Source organism: Undibacterium sp. Ji49W, from assembly GCF_049340205.1.
Taxonomy (GTDB): Bacteria; Pseudomonadota; Gammaproteobacteria; order Burkholderiales; family Burkholderiaceae_D; genus Undibacterium.
On record NZ_JBMPOW010000004.1, the window covers coordinates 239,654 to 253,332 of the forward strand.

General features: G+C 51.1%; 10 protein-coding genes. 1 reads left to right on the forward strand and 9 read right to left on the reverse strand.

The window, feature by feature from the left end:
- Positions 1–115: 115 nt before the first annotated feature.
- Positions 116–2,278 (forward strand): gluconolaconase, encoded by a 2,163-nt coding sequence (locus ACO0LK_RS06830; RefSeq protein WP_422973425.1) that lies wholly within the window; start codon positions 116–118, stop codon positions 2,276–2,278.
- A gap of 70 nt (positions 2,279–2,348) precedes the next feature.
- On the opposite strand, the gene ACO0LK_RS06835 is transcribed toward ACO0LK_RS06830, so the two are convergent.
- The 9 genes from ACO0LK_RS06835 to grpE all read right to left on the reverse strand — a co-directional run bounded on the left by ACO0LK_RS06835 (position 2,349) and on the right by grpE (position 13,240).
- Positions 2,349–3,161 carry a TOBE domain-containing protein gene (locus ACO0LK_RS06835; RefSeq protein ID WP_422973427.1) on the reverse strand — a complete coding sequence of 271 codons (813 nt, stop codon included), beginning with the start codon at positions 3,159–3,161 and terminating at the stop codon, positions 2,349–2,351.
- Positions 3,158–3,871, reverse strand: coding sequence for a sulfate/molybdate ABC transporter ATP-binding protein (locus ACO0LK_RS06840; RefSeq protein WP_422973429.1), 714 nt, complete (start codon positions 3,869–3,871; stop codon positions 3,158–3,160). The genes ACO0LK_RS06835 and ACO0LK_RS06840 overlap by 4 nt, the downstream gene beginning before the upstream one ends.
- Before the next feature lie 5 nt (positions 3,872–3,876).
- A complete protein-coding gene (modB, locus tag ACO0LK_RS06845; protein WP_422973432.1) occupies positions 3,877–4,557 on the reverse strand; it encodes a molybdate ABC transporter permease subunit in 681 nt (226 codons plus the stop codon).
- 9 nt (positions 4,558–4,566) lie between these two features.
- The gene (gene modA / locus ACO0LK_RS06850; RefSeq protein WP_422973434.1) at positions 4,567–5,325 is read right to left on the reverse strand and encodes a molybdate ABC transporter substrate-binding protein; all 759 of its coding nucleotides are present in this window, start codon (positions 5,323–5,325) and stop codon (positions 4,567–4,569) included.
- 174 nt (positions 5,326–5,499) lie between these two features.
- The gene (locus ACO0LK_RS06855) at positions 5,500–6,102 is read right to left on the reverse strand and encodes a chalcone isomerase family protein (protein ID WP_422973436.1); all 603 of its coding nucleotides are present in this window, start codon (positions 6,100–6,102) and stop codon (positions 5,500–5,502) included.
- Positions 6,103–6,174: 72 nt separating this feature from the next.
- Positions 6,175–9,153 carry an EAL domain-containing protein gene (locus ACO0LK_RS06860; RefSeq protein WP_422973438.1) on the reverse strand — a complete coding sequence of 993 codons (2,979 nt, stop codon included), beginning with the start codon at positions 9,151–9,153 and terminating at the stop codon, positions 6,175–6,177.
- Between the two features lie 195 nt (positions 9,154–9,348).
- Positions 9,349–10,467 (reverse strand): molecular chaperone DnaJ, encoded by a 1,119-nt coding sequence (gene dnaJ / locus ACO0LK_RS06865; RefSeq protein WP_422973440.1) that lies wholly within the window; start codon positions 10,465–10,467, stop codon positions 9,349–9,351.
- Positions 10,468–10,576: 109 nt separating this feature from the next.
- Entirely contained in the window at positions 10,577–12,517 is a 1,941-nt protein-coding gene (gene dnaK, locus ACO0LK_RS06870) for a molecular chaperone DnaK (RefSeq protein ID WP_422973442.1), read from the reverse strand.
- Positions 12,518–12,667: 150 nt separating this feature from the next.
- Entirely contained in the window at positions 12,668–13,240 is a 573-nt protein-coding gene (gene grpE, locus ACO0LK_RS06875) for a nucleotide exchange factor GrpE (RefSeq protein WP_422973444.1), read from the reverse strand.
- Between the last annotated feature and the right edge of the window lie 439 nt (positions 13,241–13,679).

Below are 13,679 nucleotides of genomic sequence, written 5' to 3' on the forward strand. Positions count from 1 at the left end.
CAGATGCTAATCCATTTATGAAATTTCTGCGCAAGACCAGAATATCCATGATGGCAAGTGCAGAGCATTTAAGCTAAGCTGCACGGCTTGTACCGTACATACTGTTATTTGCCTCATGCTCAGAACCATTCTCATACGCCTGCTGTTTGTTATCGCCTTGATCGCCATAGCCCTGGGGCTGGCACGCTATCTGGGCAAGGGTACGACCAACATTGCGTCTGATAATTTGATGGCTAAAGTTGGCATGATTAAAAAACCTGCTACCACCTCGTTTGACTGGCAAGCTGAACTGGACGTGTATGCTGGTGTGCCCGACGTGGATGCCAGTATTTTTTCTGACCCCTATGGGCTGGCTGTAGACAAACAGGGCAATCTCTTTGTCAGTGACGCCGGTGAGCACAACAAAATCTTGAAGATCAGTGCTGAGGGCACTGTCACCCAGTATGCTGGCTCAATCGAAGGTTTTGTCGATGGCAAGGCAGAACTGGCGGCCTTTCATACCCCGTCTGGTATTGCATTTGATGGCAAGGGCAATCTGCTGGTGGCGGATACCGGCAATCACGCCATACGCCGTATCAGCCCTGACGGCGTCGTGACAACTCTGGCAGGTAATGGCAAACCCGGATACCGCGATGGTGCCGGTGCAGAAGCACAATTCAATGGCCCGGTGGGTATTGCAGTTGATGCAGCGGGCAATGTGTATGTCGCTGACACGTACAATGACCGCATACGCAAAATCGGTCTGGATGGCCAGGTCAGCACGCTTGCAGGTGGCAACGGTTCTGGCTATCTGGATGGCTCGGCAATGACCGCCCTGTTTGATACACCTACAGGTCTGGCAGTCAATAGCAAGGGTGAAATCCTGATTGCGGACAGCAAGAATGACGCCATACGCAAGCTGGGCACAGACGGACAGGTCAGCACCATTACCCGTGCACTGGAAGATGAAGACAAGCCCGTGATGCGCCGGCCACTGAGCATCGTTGCCACCTATGATGATCACCTGTACGTTGGCGAAGCTGGTAAGGGGCGCATCATACAGATTGCCCCCACGGGTGAAATCCGTGGTGTGACGGGTGTGGGTATCAATTTTGAACCTGGTGATGAAACGACACCGCGCCTGCTCCAGCCCACCGGCATAGGCTTGAATGACAAGGGAACCCTGTTTGTCAGCGATTCGGCGCGCCTGCAGTTGCTGAGAATACGTCCCCACGGTGCGGCCAATGCCAGAGCAGACGAGAAACCAGCGACACCGGCAGCTTTGCAGACGATCAAAAATACCCGTCTTGACGATGACATCAAATCCTACCCCTGGCCTGTCAAACCACAAAATTCGCCACATGAAGTGGTAGGCACCATGGGTGAAGTACGTGGCAATTACGACGGCGAAAGCCGCGACCACTTCCATGGCGGCCTGGATGTACAGGCCAATATGGGTACTACCGTATATGCCATCGCCAGTGAAAAAGTACGTAGCACCAGTAGCAGCTGGGGTTTTAATGGGCTCAGTGAAGGGATCAAAATAGACAGCATGGCCTACATCCACATGAAGGTGGGGCGCACGGCAAAGAATGACATACTGGATGGCGATAAATTCCAGATACAGACACTGGCAGATGGTAAACCCTATGCAGTGCGTGTCAGGCGCGGCACCCGCTTCAGGACGGGTGAAGCACTGGGTAGTATCAACCGCATGTTCCACGTACATCTGGAACACAATCATGCAGGCTTGAAAATCAACCCTTTGCAACTGAACTTTCCTGGCCTGGTTGATACTGTCGCACCACAGATAGAAGAGATCATGATCGTCGATGGCAATGGCAGGGAAGTCAAAGGAAAGCAGAAAGGCCCCCTGATTCTATCCAGCCTGGTAAAAGACTATGGCATCGTCGTCGATGCCTTTGATCAGGTCGATGGCAATGCCCAGCGCCGCCGTCTGGGTTTGTATCAACTAGGTTATCAGTTGCTATACACCGATGGCAGCCCTGTGCCCGGCTATGAAAATCCGCGCATCACCATGGAATTCAACGCCCTGCCACCTGACCGTGAAATGGTGAAATTATTGTATGCAGAAGAAAGCGGTATCACGGTACATGGTGCCAAGAAAACCCGCTTCCTGTACATGGCCAGCAATACGGTCAAGGATGGTATTGCCAGAAAAGGCAACTGGGATGTCAGCAAGCTGGCTGCGGGTGACTATATATTGCGCATCCATGCCTTCGATTTTGCCGGCAATGAAGCCAGCAAAAATCGTGATCTGGCATTCAAGCTGGAATAAACTTCAGGCTAAAACTCATTTCATAAATAAGCTTTAGACTGAAATAAACTGGCATTGGACAGGCTGTGGCTTAACAAGCCACGCCAAGTATGACGCTGGATGCCTTGAACATGCCTGCTGCCGTATCACCTTCTTTCAGCGCCAGGTTCTTGCAGCTTTCATTGGTGATGATGGCTGCCAGGGTTGCACCGCCCGACATTTCCAGCACGATTTCACTATTCACCGCACCTGGCTGTATGCGTGAAATACTGCCTGTCAAAAGATTGCGTGCTGAAAACCTGGCACCACTGTCATCTGTCATCAGGATGATGGAAGAAGATTTAATCAGAGCAAACGCCTCGACGCCGACCTGCAAGCCCAGTTCCTGCGTGCTTTCATGGGTGATGATGGCAACGATCTTTTGGCCACCGGCAATTTCCAGCTCGATCTCGTCATTGATGGCACCCAGTTTGATTTGAGTGACCTTGCCAAGGAATTGATTGCGTGCACTGGTTTTCATATTCAATTTCCTGATCAGTAAAAAATCATCGGCAATCCCTTCAGCCTGCCGGTCGAGTTGGGCGATGAAGTCATGGTGTTCTTTTTCTATGATCTTGAAATTGTTCACCAGTTGTTCACCCCGCGCTGTCAGCCGTGTGCCACCGCCACCTTTGCCACCGGTCAGGCGTTCCACCAGGGGTTCGCCGGCAAGATTGTTCATGGTGTCGATGGCATCCCAGGCAGCCTTATAACTCATCTTCACCGCCTTCGCGGCCTGGGTGATGGAACCGCTTTCAGCAAGTTGTGCCAGCAGGGCAATACGGCTCTGCCCCCCAAGATTCTCACCGTCCACAGTCATCCATACGGAGCCTTGCAAACTGATCGCTTTGGTCTTATCTGTCATGTTGTATTCCGGATTTCAGTTTGGACTTGGGTCTGCACCTTCTCATGGCCAATGATGCATCCGTCCTTTACATGAATGATCTCTTCACCAAAAATAGTGGCATCTTCGGCATCGTGGGTGATCAGTATCATGGGGACTTGCAGTTGTCGTTGCAGGCTGTCAAGTTCCTGGCGCATGCTTACACGCAGGGATTGATCCAGTGCGGCGAAAGGTTCATCCAGCAACAGGGCACGTGGTTCAGATATCAGGGCACGCGCCAGGGCTGTCCTCTGCTTTTGTCCACCTGATAGTTCATGCGGCAACTGACGGGCCAGCGACTGTAATTGAAAGGCATGCAGCCAGTAGTCAATTTTCTCGTTCTGCACGGTCGCAAGGGGATTACGCCAGCCCCTGTTCAAGCCAAACGCAATATTTTGCGCTACATTCAAATGTGGGAACAAGGCATAGTCCTGGAACAAATAGGCCAGTTGGCGCAATTGCGGCGCCTGATTTATTCTGGTTGCCGAGTCAAACAGGGAGGTGCTACCGAGCCGTATATGGCCACTGTCCGGCGTCATCAAACCGGCAATCGCTTTCAGCAGCAGGCTTTTGCCAGCCCCGGATGCGCCCAGTATAACCAGGCGCTGGCTGTCTGAGCTGAAGGCGATATCTAGCTCAAAACGGCGTTTGCCGGATTCGAGTATTTTTTTTACGTGCAGGTCTACTTGCATCTGTCCTACCCCTGCATCTGATTGGTAATACGGCCTGGTGCCAGGCGGCCCGCCAGCAGCAAGACGAAAATACATACTGCCGAGGTCAGCAAGACCAGGGTATTGGCGACATCATCCTGCCCTGCCTGCACAGCTTCATACACCGCAATCGAAAGGGTCTGGGTCTTGCCAGGTATGCTGCCAGCCACCATCAGGGTAGCACCAAATTCACCCAGGGCGCGGGCAAAGGCCAGTAAGACGCCAGCCAGGATACCGCGCCAGGCCAGTGGCAAGGTAACCCGGAAAAAGATCGCCATTTCAGAAATGCCCAAGACCCGGGCTGCCTGTTCCAGTTGCCCATCCACGGCTTCAAATGCAGCCCGTGCTGGCTTGAATACCAGCGGGAAAGCGACAATGGCTGCGGCAATGACTGCCCCTTGCCAGGTAAAGATCAGGCTGATCCCGAAATTGTCTTGCAACCATGCACCGAACCAGCTGCGCCGCCCCATCAAAACCAGCAGGTAATAACCCAACACGGTGGGTGGCATGACCATGGGCAGGGTCAGCAAGGTATCCAGCAGGTCACGGCCAGGAAAACGCTTGCGAGCCAGCAAGTAGCCGACAGCAATGCCGCCGACCAGGTTCAGCAACGTGGCCCAGCCTGCCACCTTCAGTGACAAAAACAATGCAGTCCATGCCGGATTCATTCAGCTACCTTAAGGCTTTTGAAAGCCGTATTTATTCAATATGGCCTGGCTTTGTGGCAAAAATACATAGGCGATAAAGCGTTTGGCTTCATCTGCATTGGTGCTGGCCTTGAGTTTGGCAATCGGGTAGCTGATGACCACGTTCAACGGTACTTCCATCGCGATCCTGACCTTGTCTTTCATGATGGCAGCATCGGTCGCATACACAAAGCCGCTATCGACTTCGCCGCGGGCTACATAGTCAAGTGACTGGCGTACGTTCTGGGTATGGATGGTTTTACTTTCCAGCGCAGGCCAGAGTTTGGCAGCTTCCAGCGCATGCTGGGTATAACGCCCCACAGGCACGCTGGCCGGATTGCCGATGGCGATGCGCTTTACCGTGGGCTGATTCAGGTCATCCAGGCGTTTGATGTTCAAAGTACTGTCGACGGGCACGATCAGCACCAGTACATTTTTCACAAAATCACGCCGGTCAGCATTGGCTACCAGACCCTGTTTTTCTGCGGCATCCATAGTTTCCTGGTCGGCCGAAGCAAATACGTCTACTGGTGCACCTTTGGCTATTTGCTGCAACAGCGCGCCAGAAGCGCCAAAGTTAAGCGCGACCTTGGCCTCGGGATACTGCGTCTGATAATTCTGTGCGATTTCCTTGAAGGCATTGGTCAGGCTGGCGGCAGCAGACACCGTCACTTCACCTGCATGGGCTCCCAAAGCAAGAGTACTTATGGCAATGGCCAAGCCTATCTGGCGGCAAATTCTGGTGGTCATATTCAACTCCTGCATAGTTAGACTAAAAAGCACATGAAGAAGCGTAATATACACTTATATATAGCGCTTTTCCAAGGAAGATTCTTGCTGCACCAATACCTCTGTCTGACAGAAGCAAAAAAAACGCAAGGGTTTGGAACCCTTGCGTTTTTATACGGAGAACTGCTTGGTGTATCAGCGTCCGCGTGTATCTTCTTCTGCCAGCATGGCTTTCTTGAGGCTCTTGTCTACCGGGTATTCACCCAGCCATATTCTCAGCAAAGCGTTAAAGAATGCCAGGTCGGGATAAGGCTCACCCATTTTTTTGCCATTAAGCAATACCACAGTACCTACACTGGGTATCCATTCGATGGCCATGATGTCGCCTTTTTTTAATTCAGGCACGGAAGCAAACAGTTCACCAAAGCGGATGAACTGAGAGGTCATTTTGGATTTTTCTGCCTTGTCATTATTTTGCTGAATGCCGGACATGAAACTGCGGCCAAACTCTTCATTTGTCAGATCACGCATCATGACCAGAGTCACGCGACGTGGCCCTGGTGATGCCAGGACTTCAGGCACAGTGGTCTTTTTTTCTTTCAGATATAAGGCAGCAACATACACCTTGAAAATCGCCTTATAGCGTATGCCAGCACCGTTCAGTTTCAATTCAGTGCCGCCCACCTGCATGGTCTCTTCCAGCTTGACACCTGCAACATCCAGGGCCCAGACCGGTGCGGTCAATCCTGCGGCGAGTACCAGCCCCGCCAATTTTTTTGCGTAGGTATTCAACTTCATTTGTCTCCCCTTTTTATGTTTTCAAATCATTCTTAGCCGTCTGGCGTGCCGTGGGTTGCGTTCGCCTTTCTTCTAGCTTACATGAGATTTGAAATTCGGGCTGTCGGCTTTTTGTAGCTGTATCCGTGCAGCAAGTAATAACTCAAACTGCTCTATGGGGACTGGTTTGCAAAACAGGTAGCCCTGATAGGCCTGGCAACCTGATTGCAATAAGAATTCACGCTGCTGTTCGGTTTCCACGCCTTCTGCAATGACGTTCAGGTCCAGGCTTGCACCCAGACTGATGATGGTGCGAACGATATTCGCGTTGTTGACATCATCCGGTAAATTATGGATGAAGGTACGGTCGATTTTGAGTTGCGTCAGAGGCAGACGTTGCAGATAAGAAAGAGAAGAGTAACCTGTTCCAAAATCATCCATGGAAAACCCAACGCCCAGTGCCTTGATCGCATGCATTTTTTCAATCACAACAGACACATCTTCCAGCACCACACTCTCGGTCAGTTCCAGTTTCAACAGCACCGGATTGATGCCTGTCTCTTGCAGTATACGTTTCACATCCTCGACAAAACCATGATGGCGGAACTGTCTGGCACTGACGTTCACGGCCAATTGCAAGGCACAGGTATTGCTGTCGCCTGCCCATTTGGCTATTTGCACGCATGCAGTTTCCAATACCCACAAACCGATGGGCAGAATCAGGCCGGACTCTTCTGCCAAAGGAATAAATTCTAAGGGCGATACCAGTCCACGCACCGGATGCTGCCAGCGCAGCAATACCTCAGCACCGATAGGGTCCCCCAGGGCGCTGACCTGCAACTGATAATGCAGCAGCAATTGCTGATTGCTAAGCGCATACCTGAGATCGTTTTCCATGGCAGTGCGCGATTCCAGGGCAGCCTGCATGCTGGGATCAAAAAAGCGCAGGCTATTTTTACCCAGCGCCTTGGCCTGGTACATGGCCATATCGGCACGCCGCAACAATTCGTCGATACCGATGGCATCGGCACCGAACATGGCAATGCCGATACTGCCGGAACTGTCATAATCGATGCGGCCAAGATTGATGGTCTGGCTCAGGGTCAGGCGGATTTTTTCTGCGACATTTTCTGCCAGGCCGGCAGCGTGTTGAATATCTTCATGCAGGCCTTCGAGCAAGACCACAAATTCATCACCACCCGTACGCGAAACGGTATCGTCAGCGCGCACGCAACCATGAATGCGCTTGCCTATCTGGGTCAGCAACATGTCGCCCATGTTATGGCCCTGGGTATCATTAAGTGTTTTGAAATTGTCGAGGTCTATCATCAGGATGGCGCCATAGCGCTTGTGTCTGCGCCCCGCAGCCAGGGCACGGCTCAGCCTGTCGAGCAAAAGACGGCGGTTCGGCAAACCCGTCAACGGATCAAAAAACGCCAGTTGATGTATCTTCTCTTCCGACGCCTTGTGCTCGGTAATATCACTGAATGACCCAACGTAATTGCTGACTTTGCCATCCGCACCGAGTACCGCAGAAATCACCAGCCGTTCCGAATAGACTTCACCATTTTTACGGCGGCTCCAGATCTCGCCTTGCCAGCGATGCGAGTGCAAAATATCTTCCCACATCTGCTGGTAAAAACACTCGTCATGCCGGCCAGATTGCGTAAGACGCAGGGATTGACCGACTGCCTCGCCCGACTGATAACCAGTAATACGGGTAAAGGCACGGTTGACGCGCAGAATATTCAGAGCCGGATCGGTGATGAAGATGCCTTCTTCGGTTTCAAATGCCATGGCGGCAATTTCCAGCTCTTTGTCCGCCAGTTTCTTTTCCGTGATATCCCTGAGCAAGACCACATATTGCTGGATCTTGCCATCCTGGTCATGTACCGGTGTCAGCAATAATTCCAGCCACAACTGTTTGCCGGTATCACCTTCGCGCAGAATTTCGCGCATGACAGAACCGCTGCCGGCAGCGTCCAGACTAAATAAAGGACCGTCGGTATCAATGAATAATTCATCCAGCTTTTTTGCATACAGCGCATCCTGAGCATAAGCACTTAACTGGCAGGCTGCCTGGTTCACGTAATTGACCTGCCCATCCGGACCGGTGATCATGACGCCTTGTGATGTGGCGCTCAAGGCTTCGTTACGCAGGCGCAGCAAGGCCTCGCTTTCACGCACTTCATGCGCATTGAGATCGCGCTGGCGACGTCGCAAAATCGACTGGTAACTGATGAGCCAGGCCATGGCACACAACACAAATCCAAAAAATTCAAAGAATTTTGATAGCCTGCTGGTTCCCTGCCAGCCACCGTGGGGCGCGGCCGCCAGCTCCCAACTGCCGCCAGGCAAAATAATGGTCTGGGTTACGGCATCGCCAGCAAACAAGTTGCCATCCCCCAGGAAAACCTCACCCTTGCTGCCCAGGGCATCACGCCCGCGTATGGCCAGGTTGATTTCCTTTTGCATCTTGCTGAGACCGGCCAGTTCCATCAAAGGCTCGTAGTTGACGACCATGGCAATCGAGCCCAGGAAGGCATCGCGGTTTTCATGCTGGTATACGGGAATACGCACCACCAGGCCAATACCACCCTGCACCAGCGCCAGGGGTCCGGCAATCTGTATGCTGCGGTCTTCCATCATGCGCTGATACACTGGCCATTGCTTGGGCAGATTGCGATAATCCACGCCCAATACTTTTTCATTGCCAATATAGGGGTAGACATAGCTGGCGACGGTACCCTTTACCAGCACCAGGTTGCGTATACTGGAATTGCCGTTGGCGACTTCGGTTGCGAGTACCTTGAATTCCTGTTCGCTTAAGCTGGGTTTGGTGGCAAAGGTGATGGCCAGTACGCGTGCGGCAGAAATGTTGGATGTCATGCCCGCACTCAGTTTGGCGCGCAATACTGCAAGTTTTTCTATGACTTCGACTCTTTGCTTTTGTATTCCCAGTTCACGCTCGTTGTGATCAATCACCCACAAGGCGAGAAATACAATCAGTGCCGCAACCAAGGCAAAGAGCTTGGGATATTTATATGGCAATCCAGAATGAGGTATGTCCATCGGGGTGGTAAAAATCCTGGAAGCAGATGTCAGTTCGTAGGCGCATATCGTATTCTCATATTAGCAGAACGCAACCTTGTACGTTTGTACAAATACCTGCTTTAACAGCAACAGAATGTGAACTAGCCGACAGCCAGCAACAAAAAAGCCTGCCGAAACAAGTTTGGGCAGGCTTTCAGGAGTTAAAGAAATAATTTATTCAAAAAATTTCTTTACCTTGTCCATCCATGTTTTGCTTTGCGGGTTGTGTTTTGAGCCACCTTCTACTGTCAGCTTTTCAAAATCACGTAACAATTCTTTTTGTCTTTCCGTCAATTTAACCGGTGTTTCTATCACCACATGGCAGAACAGGTCGCCAGCATAGCCAGAACGTACGCCCTTGACGCCTTTGCTGCGCAGGCGGAAGGTTTTTCCTGACTGTGTGCCTTCGGGTACGGTAAATGACGCCTTGCCGCTCAGGGTTGGTACTTCGATGTCACCACCCAGTGCTGCCTTGACAAAGGAAATCGGGATTTCGCAATGCAGGTCATCCCCTTCGCGCTGGAATACCGGATGCTGCTTGATATGGATTTCCACATACAAGTCACCCGGAGGACCGCCGTTAACGCCAGGTTCACCATTACCGGAAGAGCGTATGCGCATGCCGTCATCGATACCGGCAGGTATCTTGACTTCGAGGGTCTTGTTGCGTTTGATGCGGCCAACACCCGAGCAGGTCGTGCATGGGTCGGGGATCATCTTGCCGGTACCATGGCATTTCGGGCAAGTTTGCTGGATACTGAACAAACCCTGTTGCATACGCACCTGGCCATGACCGCCGCAGGTGGTACAGGTCACAGGGGAAGTACCAGGCTTGGCACCGGAACCATGGCAGGTATCGCATTCATCCCAGCTTGGTACACGGATAGTGGTATCGAAGCCGTTGGCAGCCTGTTCCAGCGAGATTTCCAGGTTATAGCGCAAATCAGCGCCGCGATACACTTGCGGGCCGGCATTGCGGCGACCACCGCCAAAAATATCACCGAAAATATCACCAAAGGCATCTGCAAAGCCGCCTGCACCACCGCCACCGCCGCCACCCATATTCGGGTCAACGCCAGCGTGACCATAACGGTCATAGGCATCACGCTTCTGGCTGTCGGAAAGCATCTCGTAGGCTTCTTTGCCTTCCTTGAATTTTTCTTCCGCGACCTTGTTATCCGGATTGCGGTCCGGATGGTATTTCATCGCCAGTTTGCGATAAGCCTTTTTGATTTCTTCTTCAGAGGCGTTTTTGCCGACTCCAAGAATTTCATAAAAATCACGCTTCGCCATTTCTTGTTAACCTCAGATTTAATCTCAAACTCAAGCGCAAACGCCGGGCGGCACCGCAAAACGCGAGCCACCCGGCGCGTCATGACGGGCAAGCCCGTCAAACTAGGTATTACTTGCTGTCTTTCACTTCTTTGAAATCAGCATCCACGACATCATCGTCCTTAGGTTTGGCATCTGCACCGGCAGCGCCTGCACCACCAGCAGCGCCCGCCGCTGCCTGTTGTGCCTGCATGTCAGCATAGACTTTTTCGCCCAATTTTTGCGATGCTGTGGACAATGCGCCCAGCTTGGTATCAATCTCAGCCTTGTCACCGGATTTCAATACATCTTCCAGTTCCTTGATGGCAGCTTCGATTTTCTCTTTTTCGCCAGCTTCCAGTTTGTCGCCGTGCTCAGCCAATGCTTTCTTGGTGGAATGCACAAGCGCATCACCCTGATTGCGGGATTCGGCCAATTCCTTGACCTTTTTGTCTTCTTCCGCGTTCAGTTCAGCGTCTTTCACCATTTTCTGGATTTCATCTTCGGTCAAACCAGAGTTGGCCTTGATGGTGATCTTGTTTTCCTTACCTGTGGCCTTGTCTTTCGCTCCTACGTGCAAGATGCCGTTGGCGTCGATGTCAAAAGTCACTTCAATTTGTGGCGTGCCACGTGCTGATGGTGGAATACCTTCCAGATTGAATTCGCCCAGGCCTTTATTGCCGGCAGCGATTTCACGTTCACCCTGGTATACCTTGATAGTCACCGCAGGCTGGTTGTCGTCTGCAGTCGAGAACACCTGGCTGAACTTGGTCGGAATAGTCGTATTCTTCTGAATCATCTTGGTCATGACGCCGCCCAGGGTTTCGATACCCAGGGACAAAGGTGTCACGTCCAGCAACAACAGATCTTTACGGTCGCCCGACAAGACAGAGCCCTGAATCGCTGCACCAACGGCAACGGCTTCATCAGGGTTCACGTCTTTACGTGGTTCCTTGCCGAAGAATTCCTTGACGATGTCCTGGACTTTAGGCATGCGTGTCATACCGCCAACCAGGATGATGTCGTCGATATCAGTCGTTTTTACGCCAGCATCCTTGATCGCCATGCGGCAAGGATCAATCGTCTTCTGGATCAGTTCTTCTACCAGGGCTTCCAGCTTGGCACGTGTGATTTTCAAATTCAAATGCACAGGTGCGCCATTTGCCATGGCGATGTAAGGCTCGTTGATTTCAGTTTGTTGCGAGCTCGACAATTCGATTTTTGCACGTTCGGCAGATGCCTTGATACGTTGCAAGGCGATCGGGTCTTTGGACAGGTCCAGACCATTGATTTTCTTGAATTCGTCAATGATGTAGTCGATCACGCGTTGATCGAAATCTTCACCACCGAGGAAAGTATCGCCGTTTGTGGACAATACTTCGAATTGCATTTCGCCATCAACGTCAGCGATTTCAATGATGGATACGTCGAACGTACCGCCACCCAGGTCATATACAGCAATCTTGCGATCGCCTTTTTCTTTTTTGTCCAGACCAAAAGCCAGCGCCGCAGCCGTTGGTTCATTGATGATGCGCTTGACATCCAGACCAGCGATACGGCCTGCATCTTTGGTTGCCTGACGTTGTGCATCATTGAAGTAAGCTGGAACAGTAATAACTGCTTCTGTCACTTCTTCGCCGAGGTAGTCCTCAGCGGTTTTTTTCATTTTGCGCAGAACTTCAGCGGAAATTTGTGGTGGTGCCAAACGCTTGTCGCGCACGGATACCCAGGCGTCGCCATTGTCAGCCTTGGAAATGGTATAAGGCATCAGGCCGATGTCTTTTTGCACTTCTTTTTCTTCAAACTTGCGACCGATCAGACGCTTTACCGCAAACAGCGTGTTTTTCGGATTGGTGACAGCCTGACGTTTGGCGGATGCGCCAACCAGAATTTCGCCGTCTTCCTGATACGCAATAATGGAAGGCGTAGTACGCGCGCCCTCAGCATTTTCGATCACTTTTGGCTGACCGCCTTCCATGATAGCAACGCAAGAATTGGTTGTACCCAAATCAATACCAATCATTTTTCCCATGATAGTTCCCTCAGAATGTCGATTTTTTTGTCAATGTTGGTGAGTCAGTCTGCTTTTTTGCTCAATCTGACTCGTCTGTTTCGGATATAAGGTAAAAAACGCGCTTTTCAAGGCTTTTCTAGCTATTTCCGCTTGTTTTTTACGTTTTTCTTACTTTCCTTGCGCTACAGTCACTAAAGCCGGACGCAGCAAACGGTCGGCAATGGTATAGCCTTTTTGCAATACAGTCACAACTGTATTGGCATCCTGCTCTGCCGGTACCATGGAAATAGCCTGGTGCTTCATAGGGTCCAACTTATCACCCTGAACCGGATTGATCTCGGTCAGACGATTCTTCTCAAACGCTGCACTTAATTGCTTCAATGTCATTTCCACGCCTTCTTTCAGCGCCTCAATCGACGGGGTATCAATCTTCAGTGCCATTTCAAGGCTATCCTTGACGGGCACCATGGCTTCAGCAAAGCCTTCTATCGCAAACTTGTGCGCTTTGGAAATATCTTCCTGAGCGCGGCGGCGGATATTTTCGCCTTCAGCCTTGGCGCGCATGAACGAATCCTGCAATTCCTGCACTTTTGCCTCCAAACCAGCGATAAGCTGCGCAGAGGTATCCTGTACAGCAATTGTTTCTGTTTCTGGCTGAACAATAGTTTCCTGAGGTGCTTCCGGCGCGGTTGCATCGGTCACTTCAACTTTTTCGGTTTGCTGGTTTTCTTGCTCTTGCATTCTTACTCTCCCAATCAAAAACTTACATTACCCCCGCAAATGAGGGTATACACACACCATTTCAAGGGTTAATCACGAACTATTTTTGTTTCCGGCAGTCCAGAGGCCGTCAACATGTAAAACCATGTACAAAAAAACACATTTGGTAACAAAATCAGAACAATTCAATACTGAATTTTGCGGCGGTGCATCCTAAGATAGATAGCAGGAAATCACCGGAAAATGAGGTTACAGCCATGAAACTCTCACTCATATCACTGCTTTTGCTTGCCTACACTGTAGCGACCGTGACCTGGATCTGCCTGTCACAGGGCAATGCACTGTCTTAATACTATTGAAACATCAACAGCATCCAGCGGCGGCTGCCGCTGCTTATTGTAATAACAGTTGCAGTAACAATTGCAGTAACATCTTCTGTATATCTCTTATAAAAACCTGA

Coding starts and splice junctions, on each gene's coding strand:
- dnaK (WP_422973442.1), bottom strand. CDS start 12,517: ATGGGAAAAATGATTGGTATTGATTTGGGTACAACCAATTCTTGCGTT.
- ACO0LK_RS06840 (WP_422973429.1), bottom strand. CDS start 3,871: ATGCAAGTAGACCTGCACGTAAAAAAAATACTCGAATCCGGCAAACGC.
- ACO0LK_RS06830 (WP_422973425.1), top strand. CDS start 116: ATGCTCAGAACCATTCTCATACGCCTGCTGTTTGTTATCGCCTTGATC.
- dnaJ (WP_422973440.1), bottom strand. CDS start 10,467: ATGGCGAAGCGTGATTTTTATGAAATTCTTGGAGTCGGCAAAAACGCC.
- ACO0LK_RS06855 (WP_422973436.1), bottom strand. CDS start 6,102: ATGAAGTTGAATACCTACGCAAAAAAATTGGCGGGGCTGGTACTCGCC.
- grpE (WP_422973444.1), bottom strand. CDS start 13,240: ATGCAAGAGCAAGAAAACCAGCAAACCGAAAAAGTTGAAGTGACCGAT.
- ACO0LK_RS06860 (WP_422973438.1), bottom strand. CDS start 9,153: ATGGACATACCTCATTCTGGATTGCCATATAAATATCCCAAGCTCTTT.
- modB (WP_422973432.1), bottom strand. CDS start 4,557: ATGAATCCGGCATGGACTGCATTGTTTTTGTCACTGAAGGTGGCAGGC.
- ACO0LK_RS06835 (WP_422973427.1), bottom strand. CDS start 3,161: ATGACAGATAAGACCAAAGCGATCAGTTTGCAAGGCTCCGTATGGATG.
- modA (WP_422973434.1), bottom strand. CDS start 5,325: ATGACCACCAGAATTTGCCGCCAGATAGGCTTGGCCATTGCCATAAGT.